We start from the raw sequence: 22,113 nt of genomic DNA, 5'->3' as shown, positions 1-22,113 counted from the left end.
GGGAAGAGACTTACTCAGGCATCCCCGCCTGAAGCGCAAAGTTATAGGCCGCATCGACCAAGGGCGACACACGGTCGCTCATGGATTTTGCATGGGCTGACGAGGCCGTGCCATCAAGCACGCGCTTCTTGATCCCTTGCATGATGCCAGCAAGCCGGAAGAGGTTGTATGCAAAATACCACTCCATCGGCGGCACAGGATAGCCGGTGCGCGCAACATAGCGCTCCACTGCCTCTTGCACGGATGGAATGCCCAGCTTCTCAAGGTCGAGCCCAAGCAGGCCCGCGCGGCCTTCGGCGGGCTGGAACCAATTGAGCATCAAATACGAGAAATCCGCAATCGGATCGCCCAATGTTGAAAGCTCCCAATCGAGCACGGCAATGACGCGCGGCTCATCATGAGCGAAGATCACATTGTCGAGCCGGTAATCGCCGTGGACAACGCTGCTTTCATGCTGCGGCGGGATCGTTTGCGGAAGCCATTCGATCAGCCGCTCCATCTTGGGCATATGCTCGGTTTCGGAGAGCTTATATTGCTTTGACCAGCGTCCAATCTGGCGGGCGCAATAATCGGTGGGTTTGCCATAATCGCCAAGGCCGATTTCATCAGGCTTGTTGAGGTGCAAATCCGCCATGGTGTCGATCAGCGCGTTATAAATCGCGCGGCGCTCATCCGGCTCCATACCGGGAAGCGCACCGTTCCACAGCGAACGGCCATCGGCCATGCTCATGACAAAAAATTTCGAGCCAAGCACCTCTGGATCTTCGCAAAGACCATAGGTTTTCGGCACGGGAAAGCCGGTTGGGTGAAGCCCGGTCATCGCCGCATACTCGCGATCAACCGCGTGCGCGGAAGGCAGCAATTTGCCAAAGGGCTGGCGGCGAAGGACGTAATTGGTTGAGGGTGTCTCGATCTTATAGGTCGGGTTCGATTGGCCGCCTTTAAATTTGCTGTAGCTGACCGGGCCCTCATAGCCTTCGACATTGGCCTCAAACCACGCAGTGAGCGCTCCCATATCAAGCTTGTCTTTGTCAGACACTTCGACGGTGCCGACCATTTCCTTATCGAAGTCGATTGCCATTTTGCTTCCTGTTATCAGTCGAACACAACAACGCTGCGCGCATGGCTTCCGCCGCGCATCTTGTCGAAGCCATCATTGACCTCGTCAAGGCTGATCCGTTCTGCGATGATTGTGTCGAGATCGAGCAATCCGCGCATGTAGAAATCGACAAGGCGGGGAAGATCGACAGGGAAATGGTTCATCCCCATGATCGCGCCCATCAGCTTTTTGCCGCCGAGCAAATCCATCGCGCCAAGACCCACTTTGCAATCGAGCGGCATCATGCCGAGGATCACGGCAGTGCCGCCGCGTTTGAGCGCTGCCACCGCAAGGTCAGCGGAAGCCTGCCTGCCAACCGCTTCGATACCCCAGTCCACGCCGCCGCCTGAAATCTCCTGGATCTGTTTGACCGCGTCATCCGCAAGCGCATCGACCGTGTGGGTTGCGCCGAGGGCTTTAGCGAGTTCGCGCTTTTCGGGGAGAGGGTCTGCGGCAATGACTTTGCCGGCCCCTGCAATTTTCGCAGCGTTGATGGTGGCAAGACCAACCCCGCCGCAGCCAACCACCAGAACGGTTTCACCCGGCGTCACATTGCAGGCGTTGAAGATCGTTCCGGCCCCTGTCGTCACAGCGCAGCCAATCACCGCTGCCCGGTCGAGCGGCATATCCTTGTCGATTGCGACGCAGGCGTTTTCATGGATCAACATCTGTTCCGACAAAGAGGACAGGTTGAGCATCTGATTGACCGGTTCGCCGCCATTCCTGGAAAGCCGTGACGGAGCGCCTTTGCCCCGCCGCGTGCTGCCTCCAAGACACAGCGCCATACGGCCAGTGACACAAAATTCGCATTGACCGCAAAAGGCGCTGAGACAGGAGACCACATGATCGCCCGGCTTTACGGATTTGACCTCGGAGCCGACCGAGCGGACCACGCCCGCTGCCTCATGCCCCGGAATGGCGGGCATTGCGTGGGGATAGGTGCCGTCGATAAAATGCAGGTCTGAATGGCAAAGACCGCAGGCCTTTGTGTCGATCAATACCTCATGAGGCATAGGATCAGCGAGTTCGATGTCGCCGATTACAAGGCCTTGGCCCGGTATTTCCAGGATTGCTGCTTTTGCCATGGTTTTCCCTAAGAACTTTGTGTGTCCCCGGCGAAGGCCGGGGTCTCATTCAATGCGGCGCTTGGGCGGTGAGCCCCAGCCTGCGCCGGGGCTCACCGCTCATTCTTTAGCGCAGGGCATTGGCCGTAGGGCCATCGACCGGAACGTGCTTGCCAAACTCCATACGCGCGATGGAACGTGCGTGCACCTCATCAGGACCATCGGCGAGACGAAGGGTGCGTTGATGTGCATAGGCGTTGGCGAGGCCATAATCGTTCGACACGCCGCCGCCGCCGTGGGCTTGGATCGCGTCGTCGATGATCTTAAGCGCCATGTTCGGCGCTTGAACTTTGATCATTGCGATCTCTTGCTTGGCCGCTTTATTGCCGACTTTATCCATCATATCAGCCGCTTTCAGGCAGAGCAGACGGGTCATGTCGATGTCGATACGGGCACGCGCCACGCGCTCTTCCCAAACCGAATGCTTGTAGATCGGCTTACCGAAAGCTTCGCGCTCTTGCAGACGCTTACACATCTTCTCCAGCGCTTCTTCTGCAACGCCAATGGTGCGCATGCAGTGGTGGATACGGCCTGGGCCAAGGCGCCCTTGGGCGATCTCGAACCCGCGACCTTCGCCAAGCAGCATGTTGGTGACGGGAACGCGGACGTCCTTCATCTCAACTTCCATATGGCCGTGCGGTGCATCGTCATAGCCGAACACTGGCAGGTGGCGGATGATGTTCACCCCCGGCGCATCGTTGGGCATGAGCAGCATGGACTGCTGTGCGTGACGGCCAGCGGTTGGATCGGTCTTACCCATCACGATGGAGACCTTACAGCGCGGATCACCAAGACCAGAAGACCACCATTTGCGGCCATTGATCACATACTCATCGCCGTCGCGCACGATGCTGGTTTCAATGTTGGTCGCGTCTGATGAAGCGGTGAAAGGCTCCGTCATAAGGAAGGCAGAACGAGATCTCGCCGTTCATGATCGGGCGCAGCCACTGTTCCTTTTGCTCGATCGTGCCGTAGCGGTGGAACACTTCCATATTGCCCGTGTCAGGCGCAGAGCAGTTGAACACTTCCGATGCCCAACCAATGCGGCCCATCTCTTCAGCGCACAGAGCGTATTCGAGGTTGGTGAGGCCGGGGCCTTCAAATTCGAACGTCTCTTCGACGTGGTGATGGCCGTCGTTGCGCGGCGGCATGAAGAGGTTCCAAATGCCCTCTTCTTTGGCGAGAGCCTTCTTGTCTTCGATGATCTGGATGACTTTCCAGCGGTCGCCCTCGGCGTCCTGCGCTTTGTAAGTGTCCATGTTCGGGCGCACGTGCTTCTCGATGAAGCCCTTGACGCGGTCACGCCAGTACACTTGGCGTTCTGTGGGTTCAAAATCCATTGCTGGGTTACCTCTCGTCCTGGTTCGTTTAATTGAAATTTGGTCGCACCGTGGCATGGCTTTGCGCCAGCGCCAAGGTTGTCTTTCTGAAATTTCTATGCTGCGCCCTCCGACAGGCGCTCAACGCGTGCTTCGTGGTCGTCGCGGGTGATGGGGAAGCGCCAAAGCCAATAGGCTGAGTTTGCCAGAAGAGCCGCTGTGCCCAGCGCAAAGAACAGCACAAGGTTGCCAATCACGCTCTCAGGGATCTCTCCGGGTTTCGCGTCAGTTGCGAATTGGATGGCGCTTAGGAACTGTCCAGTGAGGAAGATACCAAGGCCCGTTGCGCATTTCTGGATGAGCCAATTGCCGGAGTAAAATGCCCCTTCCGCGCGGCGTCCGGTCCGCTCCAGATAGGCCTCCACGATCTCTGCGAGCATCGAAGTGGCTGAAATCAAGGTCACAATGGAAAGCGTGTTTCCAACCAGCAGAAGCGCATACAAAAGCCCTGCGGAAACAAGCGTATCGAGCGCGGGCCAAAAGCCAAAATAGAGCGCCATATAGGGTAAGAGAGTGAAGGTTGCTGTGCCTATCGCTCCAAATGCCGCGCTTGCAGGTTTGCCATACCGGGCATGCATTGGCCCCACCACAAAAAACATCGCAAAGGCGGAAAGCGCGAGGATGAGCGGATAGAGGCTTAGAGCGGTAATGCTTTCAGGGAGCCCGGGAATGGCAACCGTATCGAGCCGCCAGATATAGGCTGTGACATAGGGTGTGAGCGAAAAGCTGATCCCTTGGTTTACATAGGCGGTCAGCGCGCCCGCACCGAATATGAGGAAGGCCCGTTCTTTAAACGCCTCGATGATCTCTTCAAAACAACCTTTGAGCGTAAAGGGTTCAGGCTTCACTTCTGGCAGGCGCGCGAGCACCTTATGCTGGCCAAAGGCGGAGCCCATCACGGAAATCACCATAAGGATGCCGCCGAAAATGGCGAAATCCTGATACCCCTCGCGGTTGAGCTGCCCGTTCTCACCGCCAAGGAAGACGGTGTAGGCCAAAGTCAGCATTAGAACTCCGCCAAGCCATCCCTCGATATAGCGGAACCGGAACAGAGTGGTCCTTTCGTCATAGTCTGCTGTAATCTCGGGGATCAGCGATGCGGAAGGCACTTCGCAGCATGACAGTAACACGCGCACGACCACCGCCATGCCTAAAAGCTCCCAAAAGGATGGGACACTTCCGCCGGGCGCAGACCAGAGCATGACCCAAGCGAATGCCAGCGGAATGGGTGCGGCATAAAGCCAAGGCAATCGCCTGCCCCATTTGGTGTAGGTTCGGTCGGATAGATTGCCGAGGATTGGATCAACGACCGCATCAATCAGCAATGCGCAAAGGAGCGCCAGACTAACGAGCGAGGCGTCCATGCCCATGACCTGACTGTAATAAAACAGCAGGAAGAACTGGAAGCCGATGTCTTTGACCCCAAACGCGACCGCGCCAAACCCATGGATGAGTTTGAACTTGGTCGGGATAGGTCCGGTTATCGCGCTTTGCATCAGTTGCCCGCCGCCTCACAAGCTGCGGCTTTCGCCTCATCTTCCATCTTCTGAAGACCTTCGAGGAAGCCGCCTTGCTCAGGGTCCCAAGAATGCCTCGGACCAATGGTGATCCCGCCGTCTACAATAAGCGACGTGCCGGTGACAAAGCCCGCCGCATCGCTGGCAAGATAGGCCACCGCCTCAGCAATATCGCTGGGTTGGCCGCCGCGCTTGACCGGCTGGGCATTGGCGGACTGCTGGGCGATGACACCCTTGGCCAGCTCCTTCATCTCATCAGGCACCTCCATTGAGGTGGTGAAGATGTTGGTGTTGATGAAGCCGGGCTGGATAGCGTTCACGCGGATGTTGTGCTGCGCAAGATCAGCCGCCGCGCATTTGGTGAGGTGCAAAACGCCCGCTTTCGCCACGGCATAGGCGGTGGGCGAATAGCCGGGGCCAACCGCGGCCACGCTGGAGACGTTCACGATGGATGCGCCCTTGCGGCCCTTCATATGCGGGACGGCGTAGCGGATGCCCATAGCGACCGATCGCAGGACCAAGTCCATCGTCATGTCCCATTCGTCTGGCTCAATCTCGTCAATCGCTGGGCGCGCACCGCCAGCCGCTGCGTTGTTGAAGACCACATCGATCCCGCCGGTATCGCTCGCAGCTTTGTCCATCAGCGCTTTGATCGCAGCGGGATTGCTCACATCGCAATGCATAAAACGCACATCGCCATCAGTCTCAGCGGCAAGCTTTGCGCCGCCCTCATCGTCAATGTCGCTGGCAAAAACTGTGGCCCTTTCGCGCGCAAACAGCCGCGTGCTCTCCGCGCCAATCCCCGATGCAGCGCCGGTTACGACCACGGTTCTCCCTGAGAATCGCATTGGTTTGATCCCTCTCTCAATTTCGATTTGCAACCTAGCGGCAAGGGCAGGGCCGTCAACGCAATCTGAACTGACGTTACGGCAAGCGCGCTTGTTAGAGAATCGCATTCGAGAGTGCTTGCAGCAGCCTCGCAAATGACCATAACGTAAGCGTCAAGTTTGGGATTTCATAAGAGAGGAGTCGGACATGTCCGATCTAGAGAGCTTCCGTCAGGAAACGAGGGCGTGGTTGGAGGCAAACTGCCCCGAAGACATGCGCAAACCTGTTCGCGACGATAGCGACGTATATTGGGGCGGGCGCAAAGCCACCTTCAAAAACGATGCACAAAAAGCCTGGTTCGAGGCGTGCCGCGACAAGGGCTACACCGTACCTTCTTGGCCCAAGGAATATGGCGGCGCTGGCCTTTCAGCGCCTGAAGCCAAAGTGCTGCGCCAAGAAATGGCCCGCATCGGCGCACGCCCTCCGCTTTCAAGCTTTGGCATCTGGATGCTTGGCCCAGCGCTCCTCAAATTCGGCACCGAAGGCCAGAAGAAGCGTTTCTTGAACGAAATTGCACGCGGCGAAATCCGCTGGTGTCAGGGTTATTCGGAACCCGGCTCTGGTTCTGACCTCGTCTCTATGCAGACTTACGGCGAGGATAAAGGCGATCATTGGACGGTCAATGGCCAGAAAATCTGGACGTCTTACGCGAACCACGCCGATTGGATCTTCTGCCTTGTTCGCACCAATAAGGAAGACAAATACAAGGGCATCACCTTCATGCTGTTCGACATGACGGGTGAGGGCGTTACGACCAAACCGATCCTTCTGATCAGCGGTAACAGCCCGTTCTGCGAAACCTTCTTCGACAATGTGAATGTGCCCAAATCTTACGGCGAAGATTGCCCCGGTTATGTGGGCGAGATCAACCGCGGCTGGGACGTTGCCAAATACCTCCTTGGCCATGAGCGCGAGATGATTTCCGGCATGGGCGGCGGTGAACGCACCACCGCCATTGGCACGGCGATGAAGCGTCACGCGGGCAAAACTGGCGATGACATTGATCCTATTCTTCGCAGCGAAATGGCGCTGTTCGATGTGGATGCGCTGGCCTTCACCGCCATGGCTGAAAAGTTCATGGACGAGATGAAAGCGGGCAAAGGCCACCCCGCACAGCCCAACATGATGAAATATGTCGGCACCGAAATTAACAAGCGCCGCCATGAGCTTATGATGAGTGCGGGCGGATCACGCAGTCTTGAATGGGAAAGCGACGAGACACGCGGCGGCACGCCTTCGCGCGAATGGCTTCGCACCAAAGCGAACTCGATTGAGGGCGGCACGTCCGAAGTGATGCTCAACGTCATTTCGAAGCGCATTCTTGATCTGCCGGGCGGGTAACGCTCATGTCAGACACTTCGATAATGATTACCGGCTTTTTCGGCGCTATGCTTGGTGATGAGACCAATGGCGCTGAAACCATCGCGCAAGTCGAACCGATTTTGCTCGAAGGCGAGGAAGTCGAAATTGCGACGCGCGGCGATAATAGCGGCGCGGTCTTCACCAATCTGCGGCTGATTATCGTCAATGAGGCAGGCCTTTTTAACAAGCGCTCTGTCATCAGCTTCATCCGCACGGCCTCAATCGACGGCGTTTCCATCGACGCTGACACGATGTTTCAAGTCAAGTTGGCAGGGCGCGGCTTTGGCGGAGCGCATCTGTTTTTCAGCGACAGCATAGACAAAATTAAGCTGACAAGCTGGCTCTCCAAAGCGGTTTCACAGCCATAAAAAGAATAGCCATAAAAAGAACATTCGAGGATTACTGAAATGCCACTGTTTCATACGCAAGATCAGGCGATGCTCGCCGACAGCGCCTCCGGCTTTTTGGCCGAAGAAGGCAACGTCAATAAACAATTGCGCCATTGGCGTGACCGGGATTGTCCCGATGGGTTCGGCCACGGGCTGTGGAAGCAAATGGCCGAAATGGGCTTCACTGGCATGCTGGTTGCTGAAGACGATGGCGGGCTTGGGATGGGCCATGTCGAGGCGGGGATCGTTCTGGAAGAGATCGGCCGCAATCTGACGCCCTCACCGTTTTTGACCTCTAGCGTTCTGGCGGCAACCGCACTCAGCCATGGTTCCTCGGATCTCAAAGGCCGTTATCTGCCGGGCCTCATTGAGGGTGAAAGTGTGTTCGCGGTCGCTATCGACGAGAGCGCAAAACACCGGCCAGACCGCATTGGCACACGGGCCGAAAAGTCCGGCAATGGCTTTAAGCTGAGCGGCTCCAAAAGCTTTGTAATTCAAGGCGCAAGCTCAGATATGATCGTTGTCGCAGCGCGCACCAGCGGCTCGGATGAAGACGAGGATGGGATTACTCTTTTCGCCGTGCCAAAAGATGCAGGCGGCATGAGCCAGGACCCGGTCCGTCTGGTCGATTCGTCAATGGCTACCCATATCAAATTTGACGGGGTCGAACTGGACGGCGACGCGGTCATCGGCGAGGTTGATGGCGGGCGCAAGGTGCTTAATGCCATGCTTGCCGCGGGCCGTGTGGGCGCAGCTGCCGAAGGCGTTGGCGTAGCGTCCGGCGCGATGGACATGACCGTCGATTACCTCAAACAGCGCAAGCAATTCGGCAAAGTCATCGGCGAGTTTCAAGCGCTCCAACACCGCGCAGCCCACCTCTATTCCGAGGTTGAGATTGCCAGAGCTGCAACGATCAAAGCACAGCAATTGCTCGACGAAGGCGCACCCAGCGCCGACCTGATGACGAGCGTTGCGAAAGCCAAAGTCGCCAAGGCGGCCGGCCTCGCCGTCAAGGAGGGCGTCCAGATGCACGGCGGGATTGGCATGACCGACGAATATGACATCGGCCTTTACATGAAACGCGACCGCGCGCTCGCCGAATTCCTGGGCGATGCCTATTTCCACGCCAACCGCGTGGCAGAGCTAAGCGGCTATTAAGAGAGAGAATTCACAATGGATATCAGTTCAGTATTCCGCCTTGACGGGCGCGTCGCATTGGTCACTGGCGGCTCGCGCGGCATCGGTAAGATGTTTGTCGAGGGCCTGCTCCAATCAGGCTGCTCAAAGGTCTACATCTCCGCCCGCAAGGTCGAGCAGATGGAAGAAACCATTAACGAACTTGGCGCAGATAAAGTGATCGGCATTCCCGCTGACCTTAGCCAGATGGACGGCATCCAAACGCTGGTCGATGCGATCTCTGCCAAGGAAGACAAGCTCGACATCCTGATCAACAATGCGGGTGCTGCCTGGGGGCAACCTTATACCGAGTTCACCGAGGCCGGGTGGGACCGCACGATGGATCTGAACGTCAAAACACCGTTTTTCCTCACACAGAAGCTTCACGACCTGCTGGTTGCGGCTGGCAAGGGTGACCATCCAGCCAAGGTGATCCACGTCTCATCTATCGACGGCCAGCGGATCAACCCGTGGGAAACCTACCCCTATCAGGCGTCCAAGGCGGCCGTCATTCAGCTCACCCGCCGGATGGCTGCGCGGCTTATTTCCAACAACATCATCGTGACCTCAATTGCGCCGGGGGCCTTTGCGAGCGAGATGAACAAGGCCGCCAAGCTGGCTCCCGATGAGAGCTCAAAGCATATCCCAGCAAAGCGGATCGGCGGTCCAGAAGATATGGCTGCCGCCGCGATCTATTTGTGCAGCCGCGCGGGCGATTATGTGGTCGGCGAGACGCTGACGGTTGATGGCGGCGTAGTGAATGCTTCGATCCCGGACCTGTTTGGCGACGCCTCAGGCGGTTAGCGAAATCGGGGAAGGGCGAGCGTAATCGCCTTTCCCCGGCCAGCTCAATCCGCCGGGTTATGCGCCTCCACCCAGCGGACCGTATTCTTGAGCATTTCCTGCCGTGTTTGCGAAAGCGAAAGCCAGTGATCTTCGCCCGGTAGCGTCACAAGCTCATGGGGCTTACCAGCGTCTTTGAGCTTATCGGCCATCTTGGCCGAATGCTCGTAAACCACGACTGTGTCATCTACCCCCTGGATCAGCATAATCGGCGCGTCAGCCTGTTCAGCAAGTCTGCGCGGTGACACATCATCCCACATTTCCGGTTCGCCCAGTTGCAGCCTCAATGCGACCTTGGTGGTGCGCTCTTTACCGGATTCGCGGTATCCTTCGCGGTACATCGCGCGAATGTCGCTCACCGGATTGACCGCAACGGCGCACTTATAGATGCCTTGCTCGATCGTAACGCCCGCAAGTGCAGCATAGCCACCATATGAAGCGCCAACGATGCAGGCGCGCGCAGGATCGACAATGCCCGCTTCGGCCAGAGCCATCAGACCATCTGTCTTGTCGGTCTGCATCTTGCGCCCCCATTCGCCATAACCCGCGAGGCGGAAGGCAGCATCGCGGTTGGTGGAACCACGAAAATTGGGTTGGAAGACGGCATAGCCGCGACTGGCAAAGGCCTGCGCCCACCAATCAAAGGTTGGAAGATCGGCGCTGTGAGGGCCGCCGTGGGGGAGAATGACCACAGGGAGTTTTTTCGGCTCTTTACCCGGCGGCAGGGTCAAAATCCCATCCATCTCAAGCCCATCGCGCGCGGTGTATTCAAAGGTTGAGATTGGCCCTACTTGATCAGGTGTGATGCTAACGCGCTCATAGGCGAGAGCATTGGCGCGGTTGTCAGCTAGGTCGACCGAAAAATACGTGCCGGAATCGCCATTACCGCTGGTCCGCACGATCACTGTGCTCAGGTCCGCAGTCCAATCCGACATCCAGCTTTCATAGTCGGAGAACGCTTTGCGCACTGCCTCGGCCTTCTTTTGATAAGCTTCATTGGCAAAGACATGCCGCTCGTTTTCACCCTCACCAGTCGTGTAGCCCATGAGGTGTCCGGTTTGTGGATCGAAAAACAACCGTTCAAATCGAATATCATCAAGGAACGGGGCAGGTTCTCCGCCTTCCTGTCCGATCTGATACCAATATTGACGGTCCTCACCCCGCTCAACCAGGATCGCTTTGGAACCGTCAAAGGTGAGGCCTCTCAGGCTTATCCCGCCAGCCTGCTGGCGGCCCTCTAAAATGACGCGGTTTTGCGCATTGCGCAGGCGCCACACGCCGCTTTGGTCGTTGATATCAAGCGTAAATGCGACACGCCCATTGGCATCAACGAGCCAGTCCTTCGAAGCGCCCGACCTTGCCGCCTCGGCAACGCGCGTCACCTTGAAGTCTGACAGGTTGACCTTGAACAGATGCGGGCGGCCATGGTCGAAAACATAGGCTGGGCCGGGTCCATTATCGTTGCGCTTAAACTGAAGGCCGCCAAAAAAGCCGTAGGGCTCGCCGTTAATCATGCGAATGCCATAGCGACCCATAAGTCCTGTGTAATATCGCCTATCGCTGTCAAAGATGACGCCGCCGCCTTCATTCCCCTCCATAGGCAGGACGCGGCCGACGTTGGCTTCATATTTGTCGGTGGTGAAGTTTGAAGGCAGGTCGATTGTGGTGCTTGCGACCATCAAGATGCGGGCTTCGTCGATCCACTCGATACTGCGGATTTTCATATCGTTGACGCGTGTGAGGCTGATCGGTTTGCCCGCGCTCCTATCCAATCCCAAAAGGACCCGTTCGCCGTGGACGGTCGTGATCAGGGCCACTCGCTCGCCCGAAGGAGAGAGTGCCGCGCGCTCCACTTCGGGAAGCTTGCCATATTCGGTCAGTGGGACCTGCGCCGGGTTGGACTGGGGCATGTTGGCGAATGCTGCAGGCGTCATAAGGAAAGCCATGACCCCTGCGCAGAGCACCCTAAACGCGCTCGATGTCAGTCGATTGAACAATGCTGCGACCCCCTCACGTGTCCTTGGCTAATCATGAGACGGGCTAAAGCATAATAAACAGCGTTTTATTGTCCAGTATGTGAGCGGCAAAAGATAACCTTCGTCCCCGTTCAATAAATGCCGATATGTGTAACTCAGAGGCGGTTTGATGCGAACTGATACGTGCAACTCTCAACTCTTGCAGCGAAGGGCCCTACCCATTGTCAATCATGCGCACCAACCGTTTTAGTCTCATTGCCCCCCTTTCAGGCTTGCTGGTGGGTTTGTCCTCACCGGTGCTGGCACAAGAAACCCTCCCGCCACCCGATTTCAGCGACGACGCACCAGCCCCAGATGCAACAGCCCCAGATACACCAGCACCCGAGGCACCGGCTGAGATTTCTCCAGAGAACCAGGCCTCGCTTGACATGATTGCTGAGGTCATCGCTGCGCTTGACGGCGAGGCGGAGCGTAGCGGCAACAATTGGCAGTTTACGGTTGAGGAGCGGATGTTGATTGTCGTCACTGACGCGAATGCAGGCCGGATGCGGATCATCACCCCAATCGCAGAGGCAGGCGCGCTTCCCGGGGAGGCGCTGGCACGTTTGATGCAGGCCAATTTCGATACGGCATTGGATGCGCGCTACGCGATTGGGCAAGGGGTTGTGTGGGGCGCATTTGTGCACCCGCTCGACAGCCTGACAACCCGCGATTTTGCGAGCGGCGTGCTGCAAACGAAATCGCTTGCCGACACTTTTGGCACGACGTTTTCCAGCGGTGCGCTAAACTATGGCGGCGGCGACAGCGCAGGGATTTTGGAAGAGCAGCTTAAAGAGTTGCTGGAGCAGTTGGAGAAGCGGGAGACGACGTGAGGGGGAAGCGGAAAGGCCGCCTGCGAAGTCAATGACAACCAAAGCAGACGGTGAAATCAAGAGCCGCGAATGGCGGCTCTCGACCCAAGAGCGGACACGAAATGGCCCGCCTGTCCCCAAATTTGGGGCAACGGTAGCTCAAAGTTCGATCACTGACATTTGCGCAACCATCCCGTCACCATGTCCGCTGCCCCATCATGGGCAAGCGCAACGGCGGTTTCACGGCGCAACTGACCATCAAGTGCGAGCGTTCCAATTCCATGTGCAAGCCCCCATAGCTTCAACGAAGATTGCTCCGCGGAATGTTCTGTCAAATCATACTCTTCGAACAAACTGATGATTAGGCGCAGTAGTGTTTCTGCAGGCGCAGCCATCGCCTTGTGGAGTTCTGGATAGGTGGCTGCATCATTGAATTCTGGACGTCGCATAAGCCTGTAGAGGTTGGGGTTATCAAGAATGAAGCGAACGTAGTTTGCACCACCTGCAGCTAACGCTTCTCGGACGTTCTGGCTGGCATCTTCGCTCTGTACCTTGCTATCTTGAAGGCGCTTAAAACCAACAATTGCAACCGCTGCCAAAAGGGCCTCTCGGTCTTTGAAATGATGGTAGGGTGCCATCGGGCTGACACCAACTGTGCGAGCCAACCGGCGCAACGAAAGCGCCGAGACACCCTCGTCTTCAAGCAAGTTAAGCGCAGCAGCGATGATCGCGTCGCGCAGTTCTCCGTGATGATAAGTTCCGGCTTTACTTTTCGTCATTGACGCCAGCTAGCACGCCAACTATGCAGCGTAAACTTTACAATGTAAGGATATGCGTATGATCGTAATGACTGGCGGCTCGCGGGGACTTGGTCTTGTTGCAGCAAAGCAGCTAACAGGCGCTGCGAAGACAAAGATTATGGGAGTAAGAGATCGGGCGACCGACCTTGCTGGTTGGGGTTCACATATGCTTGATCTCGCAAGCCTCTCCTCTGTACGTTCATTTGCATCTGAGCTCCCATTGGAGCCAATCACGCATCTCATACTCAATGCAGGCGGACAGCGGCCCGATGCGGACACGCGAACCATTGATGGGTTCGAAATGACGTTCGCCACCAATCATCTGGCGCATTATTTGTTGCTACGGCTTTTGATGCCGCAACTTGCCGATGGGGCGCGAATAGTCATCACCTCGAGCGGCACACATGACCCACGTGAAAAGACGGGCGTTCCACCACCCCGACATGCAAAGGCAGAATGGCTTGCCCACCCAGACCGTGATCCAAAGCTTGACCAATCGCCTACGGTGGCAGGAATGCGTGCTTACTCATCGTCGAAGCTTTGCAACCTGATGACGGCGCTTTATCTTGCACGCAGCGATTACGCGCAATCGCGAGGCTGGTCTGTATACGCTTATGATCCAGGGCTAACTCCGGGAACTTCTTTGGTGCGCGATCAATCTTTGATTGTTAGAGCACTGGTCTGGCCGCTGTTGCCATTGGTGGTGCCCTTTTCAAAAGGCATGAACTCCATGGCGAACGCTGGACTGGGACTGGCTCAACTTGCGACCACCGCTCAGGCGCCGCAAGACAGAGTGTATGCGGCTCTTCGCAAAGGGGTTTTAACTTGGCCCGATCCATCCCAGATCGCTCAGGACCCAAAGGTCTCAGAAGCACTCTGGGATGACAGTGCAAAACTCGCGGGAGTTGATTGAGCGGTCAAAGAGCCAAGCAAACTGCATCATTTTGTTTCTGGAATGAGAATGTCCGCTCCCACCCCCACTTTCATAACACACGCGGCTTCAGCCAATCTTGTCCGCTTTCGGGTAAGAGGGCGCTGTCATTGGTCCACCACGACGCAGCTACCCCATCAACTCGCGCACAAACGGGATCAGCCCGGTCTGCCGGGTGCGGCGCATGCGTTCTGCGTCTAGGATTTTGCACACTTGTGCAAAGCATGCGTCCATATCGTCATTGACGACAACATAGTCATATTCGGCCCAGTGGCTGATTTCATCGCGGGCGCGTTCCATGCGGCCGTCGATCACCTCAGCGCTGTCCTGACCCCGGCTTTCCAATCGGCGGCGCAGTTCGGTGAGACTGGGGGGAAGAACAAAGACGGTGACCACGTCCTGATCATCTTTTTGCTTTAACTGCTGCGTGCCCTGCCAGTCGATGTCGAACAGGTAATCCTGTCCTTCTTTCAATCCCTTGCGGATCGCGCCTTTAGGCGTGCCATAGCGATTGTCGAACACGTGGGCCCATTCATAGAAATCGTCTTCTTCGACCATGCGGTCGAATTCGGTGTCTGAGACGAAGTAATAGTCCTTGCCGTCAACCTCGCCAGGACGCGGCTTGCGGGTGGTGGCGGAGATGGACAATTGAATGTCATCATCCTGGCCCAGCAATTTGCGCGACAATGTCGTCTTGCCCGCGCCGGAGGGCGAGGAGAGGATGAACAAAAGGCCTCGGCGCGATAGCTTATCGGTGGTTTGAGTGTCGCTCATAGTCCAGCGTTGCACACGAGTTTGCGTTTAAATCAAGTCTCTGGGTAAGGTTACCGTCACTTACTCAGGCGTTTCGGTCCGGCCCTTCACGCGTTTTTCGCGCGCTGCTTTGCCGCGTTCATAGAGCGATTTTGCAAGAAGGCCGCCCACGACAAGGCCAAGCCCGCCGCGCGAACGCCCTGCCAGCTTGCTTGCTCCGTACAATCCAACAGACGTAAGCAATGAGCGTCCATCAACGGCATCACGCTGGCCGCTTTTGCGTTTCTCCAGATCTTCATGAAAAATATCGGTATCAAGCTTGACGCGCATCCGGTTTGCGAGCGCACGCAAAACGACCTCAGCAATGGCAAGATTGACCGCAGCGCCTGCTGCGGGTGCTGGGGGAGCTTGCGAAGAGTGCCTTTGCCTTTTTTCCTCAAGGACCCTTAGACCTTATTTCTTGCGCCCAAAGTCGACTGTCACGACGTTTGAGCCATCGCCTTCATCGCCAGAACCGCTGTCTGACGCCTTGGTATCGCTCGTCTCGGCGTCATTCTCTGCCAAGTCGTGCTCCTCCGGCTCAAGCTCGTCGCCCGCCGCTTGGAATTGAAGTCCAAAATCCACCGCAGGATCGACAAATGCTGTGATTGCAGCAAAAGGAATGTCAAGCTTTGCCGGGATTTGGTTGAAGGAAAGTCCCACACCAAACCCATCATCGCGCACTTCGAGTTCCCAGAATTTGTTCTGAAGAACGATAGTCATTTCGTCGGGAAAACGTTCGCGCAGGTGATCAGGGATAGAAACCCCCGCTGCGCCCGTCTTGAACGTAATATAGAAATGGTGGTTGCCCGGAAGCTCGCTCCCACCGGCAACAATTTCGCCGAGCACACGCCCAACCACAGCGCGCAGCGCTTCTTGCACGATCTCATCGTAAGGGATCAGGCTATCGGGTGTTTCATCGGTCATAGTGATTGCGAGTCGTGACGAGGCATGGCGTCCGGGTCAAGCACTTCATGCCGGATTATTGTAACACTTGCTTTAGTTGCAATTTTTCTGGTGCCCGCCAACGCTTGCATGAAGGGCGGCGGCGTATATAGGCTTGGGCCCATGAGCAACGCATCAAGCACAGCAGCGCGCACCGGGAAAATTGAGCGGAACACCGCTGAAACTTCTATTCTGATCGAGGTCAATCTGGATGGTACGGGCGCATATGACGTCTCCACCGGAATTGGCTTTCTCGATCATATGGTTGAGCAGTTTTCCAAGCACTCCCTGATTGACGTTACGATGAAGGTCGAAGGCGATCTGCATGTGGATCAGCACCACACAACCGAGGATAGCGCGATTGCTTTGGGTCAGGCCTTGTCGGAGGCGCTTGGCGATAAGGCGGGGATTGGCCGTTATGGCAGCGCCTATTCTCCGATGGATGAAACGCTGAGCCGGGTTGCGCTCGACATTTCGGGGCGGCCCTATTGTGTGTGGAACGCCAAGTTTACCCAAGAAAAGCTCGGCGAATGGGACACCGAGCTGATCCAGCACTGGTTTGAGAGCGTTGCGCAATCTGCTGGGCTCACGCTGCATTTGGAGCTCCTTTACGGCACCAACAATCACCACATTTGCGAAAGCCTCTACAAAGGCTTTGCGCGCGCTATGCGAACCGCGGTTGAACGTGACTTACGAAAGGGCGGCGCTATCCCAAGCACGAAGGGGCAGCTTGGTGGGTAGCATATTCATTGCACGGCTGACCTACACAGTGCCGATCGAAGAGGTCGATGGGTTTCTCGCGCCGCATTTGGAGTTTTTGAAGGCGGGCTATGAAGCGGGACGTTTCCTTGCATGGGGTCCGTGCGAGCCGCGCGACAGCGGCTTGGTTTTTATCCGCGCAAAAACCCGCGCCGAGGCGGAGAGCTTCACCAACAAAGACCCATTCCTGACATCCGGTGTTGCGAAGCGCGAGATGATCGAATGGACACCGCGTTTTGCGGGGCCAGGGTTAGAGGCGTTCAATGGCTGAGGTCATTGCGCTGGTTGATTACGGCGCGGGCAACCTTCACTCGGTCCACAATGCTTTGAAGGCCGTGGGCGCGAATGTGACGGTGACCGCCGATGCCGCAGTGGTTCGCAGGGCAGACCGGGTTGTTCTTCCCGGTGTGGGTGCGTTCAAGGCCTGCGCGGAAGGCCTTCGCGCGGTTCCGGGCATGGTCGAGGCGCTGGAAGAGGGGGTTCTGAGCGGAGGCGCGCCATTCCTTGGCATTTGTGTGGGGATGCAGCTCCTCGCTGACCGCGGCCTCGAACACGGCACCCATGAAGGGCTCGGCTGGATTGGCGGCGAAGTGCGTTTGATTGAACCCTCCGATACCGCCATCAAAGTCCCGCATATGGGCTGGAATGATGTGAGTGTTTCCACGCCGCATCCAGTGGTCGAGGCAGGCGAGGCGTACTTCCTGCACTCTTACCATTTTGCAGCGGACGATGCAGGCGAGATAGCCGCCCTCACTTCGCACGGATCACCTCTGGTTGCAGCGGTGGCTAAAGACAATATTCTGGGGGTGCAGTATCACCCTGAAAAGAGTCAGAAGTTCGGTCTGGACCTGCTCGACCGCTTTTTGGATTGGAAACCCTGATGTTTGATTGTGCTAAGCCGCCCACGCCCTCCACCCTTCCACCCGGATCGTACTCCGGTGTGATAATCCGGGTGGAAGGGTGGAGGGCGTGGGTGGCCCGGACCGAAGGGAGAACGCCATGATCGTCTTTCCCGCAATCGACCTTAAAGGCGGCGAGGTTGTGCGGCTTGCCGAGGGCGATATGGACCGCGCCACCATCTATGGTGACGATCCAGCAGCTCAAGCGATGATCTTTGCAGAATCCGGCGCAGAGCACCTGCATGTGGTGGACCTTGACGGCAGCTTCGCAGGCGAAGCGCGTAACGTCGAAGCGGTTAAGGCCATTATCGAGCGCTTCCCCGGCTATGTGCAGCTTGGCGGAGGCATCCGCGATGCAGCCGCGGTCGAAGGCTGGTTCAACCTTGGCGTTGCGCGCATTGTGATGGGGTCAGCGGCTCTCAAAGACCCTGAATTCGTCAAAGAAATGGCGCGCGAATGGGAAGGCGGGATCGTTGTCGCTGTGGACGCCAAGGACGGCATGGTCGCGACCGAGGGCTGGGCGGAAGTGTCCGATGTGCCCGTAGTGGACCTCGCGCGCCGGTTTGAGGATGCAGGCGTTGCCTCATTGCTCTTCACCGACATAGGCCGCGATGGGTTGCTCAAAGGTGTGAACATCGACGCGACCGTGGAGCTTGCCCAGCGCGTCGATATCCCTGTGATCGCGAGCGGCGGGGTAAAGGGCATTTCAGACATCCACATCCTCTCGATCCAAGCGCACCTTGGGATCGAAGGCGTGATTACCGGGCGCGCGCTTTATGAGGGCAAGCTGGATTTGGCAGCAGCGATCCAGATGGGGGCGAGGGCGTGATCCTCCCCGATACGGGGAGGGGGACCGCGAGCGCAGCTCGGGGTGGAGGGGAACCTTCGGCCAAACGCAGCCTGCCCCTCCACCAGACTGCGTCTGGTCCCCCTCCCCAGTTTGGGGAGGAATGATGACCGTCCGTATCCGCGTCATTCCCTGTCTCGACGTTGCCGATGGGCGCGTCGTGAAGGGCGTCAACTTTGTCGATCTGAAAGATGCTGGCGATCCGGTAGAGCAAGCGCGCGCTTATGATGCAGCGGGGGCCGATGAGCTGTGTTTTCTCGATATCTCGGCCAGCCACGAAGGGCGGGGGACGCTGCTTGATATCGTCAAGCGCACCGCTGAGGTGTGCTTTATGCCGCTGACCGTTGGCGGCGGGGTGCGCAGTGTTGAGGATGCGCGTGCGCTCTTGCTCGCAGGCGCAGACAAGGTTGCGATCAATTCGGCCGCTGTTGCTCGGCCAGAACTGGTTAGCGAGATTGCGGCCCGGTTTGGCAGCCAATGCGTTGTGGCCAGTGTCGATGCGCGGCGGGTCTCAGATCCAACATCCGTTCGTGCTGAGCCTGTCGAAGTACGCGCGCGCCCTTCGACAGGCTCAGGGCGAACGGGGGTGGGGAAATGGGAGATTTTTACCCATGGCGGCCGCAAACCCACCGGAATTGATGCGGTCGAATATGCCAAAAAGGTCGCGGGTCTTGGCGCAGGCGAATTGCTTGTCACCTCCATGGACGGAGACGGGACAAAGGCAGGCTATGACTTGGAGCTTACCCGCACGATCTCGGACTCTGTCTCCATCCCAGTGATCGCGAGCGGCGGTGTCGGCAATCTCGAACACCTTGTCGAGGGCGTAACCAAAGGCGGGGCAAGCGCGGTTCTGGCCGCCTCAATCTTCCACTTCGGTACGCATTCCATCGCGGAGGCACACGATGCGCTCCGCGAGGCAGGACTACCGGCGCGGGCCACTTAAACCTCCCCTCTCCTTTAGGGGAGGGGGCCTGAGGGGTGGGAATGTGGCATCCACAAACGCCGCATGACCCCCTCCCATCCTCCCCCTTGAAAGGGGGAGGGGTTTATTGGCGCGAGCGAATTATCTAAGGCCCAAATCATGGACACACGCACAGATACTCTTAGGCGCCTTGAAGCCACGATTGTGACACGCATGACCGCCTCGCCGGAGGCCTCCTACGTCGCAAAGCTCTATTCCAAAGGCACCGCAAAAATCGCGCAGAAGGTCGGCGAAGAGGCGACCGAGGTTGTGATCGCGGCAATGACAGGGGTGAGCGATGAACTGGTCAGCGAAAGCGCCGATCTCGTCTTTCACCTGATGGTCCTGTTGCAGGCGCAAGGGGTGAGCCTTGATGACGTGCTTGCCGAGCTGGACAAGCGCGAAGGGCTCTCCGGCCTCGACGAAAAAGCCTCTAGGAGCGAATAAATGCCGATCGACCCAACGCTTCCTTACGATCCGGACAATATCTTTGCGAAGATCCTGCGCGGAGAAATCCCCTCGAACACAGTCTATGAGGATGAATGGGCCTACGCTTTTGAGGACATCAATCCTCAAGCCGAAGTGCACACGCTGGTAATCCCCAAGGGCGAATATGTGAGCTGGGACGATTTTAGCGCCAAAGCATCGGACGCGGAAATCGGCGGATTTGTGCGCGCGGTGGGCACGGTTGCGCGGGCCAAGGGGTTGGTGGAGCCCGGTTACCGCCTCATGGCCAATATCGGCAAGCACGGCGGTCAAGAAGTCCCGCATTTGCACGTGCATATCTTTGGCGGGCAGTTCCTCGGGCGTATGATCGCTTAATCCGGGGGCTCATCTGGCCGCAGGGACGATTCATTCTGTCGACATTCATGTCGCGATTTGCAGTTGTGGGTGGAATGCTCAAGTCAGTCACGCTAACCCACACGAACCATGGTTAAACCAACTCCCAGTTCATTGAAGTTTCCGGGCGGCGTCCTTGATGGCTCGCGGCATCTATACGCGGTGCGGGTCTATTACGAAGACACCGATCTTTCCGGCATAACCTACCACGCCAACTATTTGCGCTGGTTTGAGCGTGCGCGCTCTGACCTTTTGAGGCTGCTTGAAATTGATCAGCGCGCGGCGATTGAAAGCGGGGAGGGCGCCTATGCTGTGACAGAGATTGGCATCAAATATCTAAGCCCTGCCAAGCTTGATGATGATGTTGTGATCGAAACCATAACGAGCCAGGTGGGCGCGGCAAGCGTTCGCATGGAACAAGTCGCAAGGCGCGGTAGCGACATTCTCGCAACCGCAGAGGTCCGCGCTGGCTTTCTCACAGCCGAAGGTCGCCCGCGCCGTCAACCGCCCGAATGGGTCGCAAGTTTCAAACACTTCATTTCTGGAAAAGGACGTTAATACGTGCACTTAACTCTCCTAAGCGCTCTTGCATCAGACGTTGCCGGGAATGGGGCGGACCCGGTCCGGCTCGACCCGTTAGAGTTGTTTCTCGACGCTGATATCATCGTTCAAGCGGTGATGGTGGGGCTGATTATCGCCAGCATTTGGAGCTGGGCGATCATCGTCTCCTTTGTGCTTCGGATGCGCAAATTGAACGCTACCAGCCGCGAATATGAGGGCGATTTCTGGTCCACCAATGACCGCGAGGGAATGCTTTCAAAATCCAAACGGGTAGGCATTCCTTCGGCGCGCGTTGCCGGGGCTGGGCTCGACGAATGGAAGCGCTCCACCAAAAATGGGTCGCCTGATCGAGGGGCAACCCGTGAACGCATTGGTCAGGCAATGGAAAGCCAGGTCGCCGAGGAGGCTGATGTGTTGGCGGGGAAGCTGACCTTCCTTGCGACCACCGGATCGGTCGCGCCTTTCGTGGGCCTGTTCGGCACCGTGTGGGGCATTATGAACAGTTTCTTCCAAATTGGCGCGCAGCAATCCGCGTCGCTCACCGTGGTGGCGCCCGGTATTGCAGAGGCCTTGTTCGCAACCGCTATTGGCCTTTTTGCCGCGATCCCGGCGGTGATTTTCTACAATCGGTTTTCGGGTTCGGTGAACCAGTATGAGGCCAAGCTCCAGCGCTTTGCCGATAAGGTGCACGCAGGTCTTAGCCGCGAATTGGATAAAGCGTAGTGGGGCTGGGTGTTGCCTCATCCGGCCGTCGTAGGGGCAAGCGCACAAGGCGCGCGGCAATGGCAGAGATCAATGTCACGCCGCTGGTCGATGTGATGCTGGTGCTTCTCATCATCTTTATGGTGACGGTGACCCTGCCAGCCGTCGGCGTGCCGATTGAGCTTCCAGAAAGCCGCGCCAATCCGGTTGAGGAACTGCCTGATCAGATCAACATCTCGCTCGATAATGACGGGCGCATCTTTCTCGAAGACGAACCTGTCGTAGCAGGCGGGTTTGCCGATGCTCTTGCGTCGGTGAGGCGAAATGATGGTGAGCAGCCTGTAGTTGTTCTTCGCGGTGATAAAGCGCTTGACTATGGCCGGGTGATGGCGGTGATGGGCGAACTCAACCGCGCAGGGTTCACCTCAATTTCATTGGTCACAAACGGTTCAGACGCGGCACCATAACAAAG

General features: G+C 57.3%; 25 protein-coding genes and 1 pseudogene. 16 read left to right on the top strand and 10 right to left on the bottom strand.

Annotated features, from left to right (window positions below):
• Positions 1–10: 10 nt before the first annotated feature.
• The 5 genes and pseudogenes from AC0V60_RS09500 to AC0V60_RS09480 form a co-directional block, all read right to left on the bottom strand.
• Positions 11–1,081 carry a phosphotransferase family protein gene (locus AC0V60_RS09500; protein ID WP_486178230.1) on the bottom strand — a complete coding sequence of 357 codons (1,071 nt, stop codon included), beginning with the start codon at positions 1,079–1,081 and terminating at the stop codon, positions 11–13.
• Between the two features lie 14 nt (positions 1,082–1,095).
• The gene (locus tag AC0V60_RS09495; RefSeq protein WP_486178229.1) at positions 1,096–2,184 is read right to left on the bottom strand and encodes a Zn-dependent alcohol dehydrogenase; all 1,089 of its coding nucleotides are present in this window, start codon (positions 2,182–2,184) and stop codon (positions 1,096–1,098) included.
• Between the two features lie 106 nt (positions 2,185–2,290).
• A pseudogene (locus tag AC0V60_RS09490) lies at positions 2,291–3,563 on the bottom strand (acyl-CoA dehydrogenase family protein).
• Positions 3,564–3,658: 95 nt separating this feature from the next.
• Positions 3,659–5,098: an MFS transporter gene (locus tag AC0V60_RS09485; RefSeq protein ID WP_486178228.1), complete on the bottom strand. Its 1,440-nt coding sequence runs from the start codon at positions 5,096–5,098 to the stop codon at positions 3,659–3,661.
• Complete coding sequence (locus AC0V60_RS09480; protein WP_486178227.1) at positions 5,098–5,967, bottom strand: SDR family NAD(P)-dependent oxidoreductase; 870 nt, start codon at positions 5,965–5,967, stop codon at positions 5,098–5,100. Before AC0V60_RS09480 ends, AC0V60_RS09485 begins: the two co-directional genes overlap by 1 nt.
• A 187-nt stretch (positions 5,968–6,154) precedes the next feature.
• Here AC0V60_RS09480 and AC0V60_RS09475 point away from each other — a divergent pair, with 187 nt between their 5' ends.
• The 4 genes from AC0V60_RS09475 to AC0V60_RS09460 are packed head-to-tail and all read left to right on the top strand — an operon-like array spanning position 6,155 to position 9,738.
• Entirely contained in the window at positions 6,155–7,348 is a 1,194-nt protein-coding gene (locus AC0V60_RS09475) for an acyl-CoA dehydrogenase family protein (RefSeq protein WP_486178226.1), read from the top strand.
• Positions 7,349–7,353: 5 nt separating this feature from the next.
• Positions 7,354–7,737: a PH domain-containing protein gene (locus tag AC0V60_RS09470; RefSeq protein ID WP_486178225.1), complete on the top strand. Its 384-nt coding sequence runs from the start codon at positions 7,354–7,356 to the stop codon at positions 7,735–7,737.
• 39 nt (positions 7,738–7,776) lie between these two features.
• Positions 7,777–8,916, top strand: a complete 1,140-nt coding sequence (locus AC0V60_RS09465; protein WP_486178224.1) for an acyl-CoA dehydrogenase family protein — start codon at positions 7,777–7,779, stop codon at positions 8,914–8,916.
• Positions 8,917–8,931: 15 nt separating this feature from the next.
• Positions 8,932–9,738, top strand: a complete 807-nt coding sequence (locus AC0V60_RS09460) for an SDR family oxidoreductase (RefSeq protein ID WP_486178223.1) — start codon at positions 8,932–8,934, stop codon at positions 9,736–9,738.
• A 44-nt stretch (positions 9,739–9,782) separates the two neighbouring features.
• On the opposite strand, the gene AC0V60_RS09455 is transcribed toward AC0V60_RS09460, so the two are convergent.
• Positions 9,783–11,711 carry an alpha/beta hydrolase family protein gene (locus AC0V60_RS09455; protein WP_486178222.1) on the bottom strand — a complete coding sequence of 643 codons (1,929 nt, stop codon included), beginning with the start codon at positions 11,709–11,711 and terminating at the stop codon, positions 9,783–9,785.
• Positions 11,712–11,974: 263 nt separating this feature from the next.
• Between AC0V60_RS09455 and AC0V60_RS09450 the strand changes: the two genes are divergently transcribed.
• Positions 11,975–12,625 carry a hypothetical protein gene (locus AC0V60_RS09450; RefSeq protein WP_486178221.1) on the top strand — a complete coding sequence of 217 codons (651 nt, stop codon included), beginning with the start codon at positions 11,975–11,977 and terminating at the stop codon, positions 12,623–12,625.
• 149 nt (positions 12,626–12,774) lie between these two features.
• On the opposite strand, the gene AC0V60_RS09445 is transcribed toward AC0V60_RS09450, so the two are convergent.
• A complete protein-coding gene (locus AC0V60_RS09445) occupies positions 12,775–13,383 on the bottom strand; it encodes a TetR/AcrR family transcriptional regulator (RefSeq protein WP_486178220.1) in 609 nt (202 codons plus the stop codon).
• Positions 13,384–13,441: 58 nt separating this feature from the next.
• On the opposite strand from AC0V60_RS09445, the gene AC0V60_RS09440 reads away from it, so the two are divergent.
• Positions 13,442–14,317, top strand: coding sequence for an SDR family NAD(P)-dependent oxidoreductase (locus tag AC0V60_RS09440; protein WP_486178219.1), 876 nt, complete (start codon positions 13,442–13,444; stop codon positions 14,315–14,317).
• A gap of 147 nt (positions 14,318–14,464) precedes the next feature.
• Here the strand turns inward: AC0V60_RS09440 and gmk are convergent, their stop codons facing one another.
• From gmk to AC0V60_RS09425, 3 genes are all read right to left on the bottom strand, one after another.
• The gene (gene gmk / locus AC0V60_RS09435; protein WP_486178218.1) at positions 14,465–15,109 is read right to left on the bottom strand and encodes a guanylate kinase; all 645 of its coding nucleotides are present in this window, start codon (positions 15,107–15,109) and stop codon (positions 14,465–14,467) included.
• Positions 15,110–15,169: 60 nt separating this feature from the next.
• Positions 15,170–15,439: a hypothetical protein gene (locus AC0V60_RS09430; RefSeq protein ID WP_486178217.1), complete on the bottom strand. Its 270-nt coding sequence runs from the start codon at positions 15,437–15,439 to the stop codon at positions 15,170–15,172.
• Positions 15,440–15,541: 102 nt separating this feature from the next.
• Entirely contained in the window at positions 15,542–16,054 is a 513-nt protein-coding gene (locus tag AC0V60_RS09425; protein WP_486178216.1) for an SspB family protein, read from the bottom strand.
• A gap of 141 nt (positions 16,055–16,195) precedes the next feature.
• Between AC0V60_RS09425 and hisB the strand changes: the two genes are divergently transcribed.
• From hisB to AC0V60_RS09375, 10 genes are all read left to right on the top strand, one after another.
• Positions 16,196–16,813: an imidazoleglycerol-phosphate dehydratase HisB gene (gene hisB / locus AC0V60_RS09420; protein ID WP_486178215.1), complete on the top strand. Its 618-nt coding sequence runs from the start codon at positions 16,196–16,198 to the stop codon at positions 16,811–16,813.
• Complete coding sequence (locus tag AC0V60_RS09415; protein WP_486178214.1) at positions 16,806–17,102, top strand: YciI family protein; 297 nt, start codon at positions 16,806–16,808, stop codon at positions 17,100–17,102. The genes hisB and AC0V60_RS09415 overlap by 8 nt, the downstream gene beginning before the upstream one ends.
• Positions 17,095–17,712 (top strand): imidazole glycerol phosphate synthase subunit HisH, encoded by a 618-nt coding sequence (gene hisH / locus AC0V60_RS09410; RefSeq protein ID WP_486178213.1) that lies wholly within the window; start codon positions 17,095–17,097, stop codon positions 17,710–17,712. Before AC0V60_RS09415 ends, hisH begins: the two co-directional genes overlap by 8 nt.
• 118 nt (positions 17,713–17,830) lie before the next feature.
• A complete protein-coding gene (gene hisA, locus AC0V60_RS09405; protein ID WP_486178212.1) occupies positions 17,831–18,559 on the top strand; it encodes a 1-(5-phosphoribosyl)-5-[(5-phosphoribosylamino)methylideneamino]imidazole-4-carboxamide isomerase in 729 nt (242 codons plus the stop codon).
• Between the two features lie 124 nt (positions 18,560–18,683).
• Positions 18,684–19,520 (top strand): imidazole glycerol phosphate synthase subunit HisF, encoded by an 837-nt coding sequence (gene hisF / locus AC0V60_RS09400; protein WP_486179476.1) that lies wholly within the window; start codon positions 18,684–18,686, stop codon positions 19,518–19,520.
• A 138-nt stretch (positions 19,521–19,658) separates the two neighbouring features.
• Positions 19,659–19,985 (top strand): phosphoribosyl-ATP diphosphatase, encoded by a 327-nt coding sequence (locus tag AC0V60_RS09395; protein WP_486178211.1) that lies wholly within the window; start codon positions 19,659–19,661, stop codon positions 19,983–19,985.
• Entirely contained in the window at positions 19,986–20,360 is a 375-nt protein-coding gene (locus AC0V60_RS09390; RefSeq protein ID WP_486178210.1) for a histidine triad nucleotide-binding protein, read from the top strand.
• A 108-nt stretch (positions 20,361–20,468) separates the two neighbouring features.
• Positions 20,469–20,936, top strand: coding sequence for a YbgC/FadM family acyl-CoA thioesterase (locus AC0V60_RS09385; RefSeq protein WP_486178209.1), 468 nt, complete (start codon positions 20,469–20,471; stop codon positions 20,934–20,936).
• Between the two features lie 3 nt (positions 20,937–20,939).
• Positions 20,940–21,662 carry a protein TolQ gene (gene tolQ, locus AC0V60_RS09380; protein ID WP_486178208.1) on the top strand — a complete coding sequence of 241 codons (723 nt, stop codon included), beginning with the start codon at positions 20,940–20,942 and terminating at the stop codon, positions 21,660–21,662.
• Positions 21,663–21,721: 59 nt separating this feature from the next.
• Entirely contained in the window at positions 21,722–22,108 is a 387-nt protein-coding gene (locus AC0V60_RS09375; protein ID WP_486178207.1) for an ExbD/TolR family protein, read from the top strand.
• The last annotated feature ends 5 nt before the right edge of the window (positions 22,109–22,113 follow it).

This window comes from Erythrobacter sp. S259, from assembly GCF_057364965.1.
Note: the sequence above shows the minus strand (reverse complement) of the source record. Positions and strands in the feature narration are given on the sequence as shown.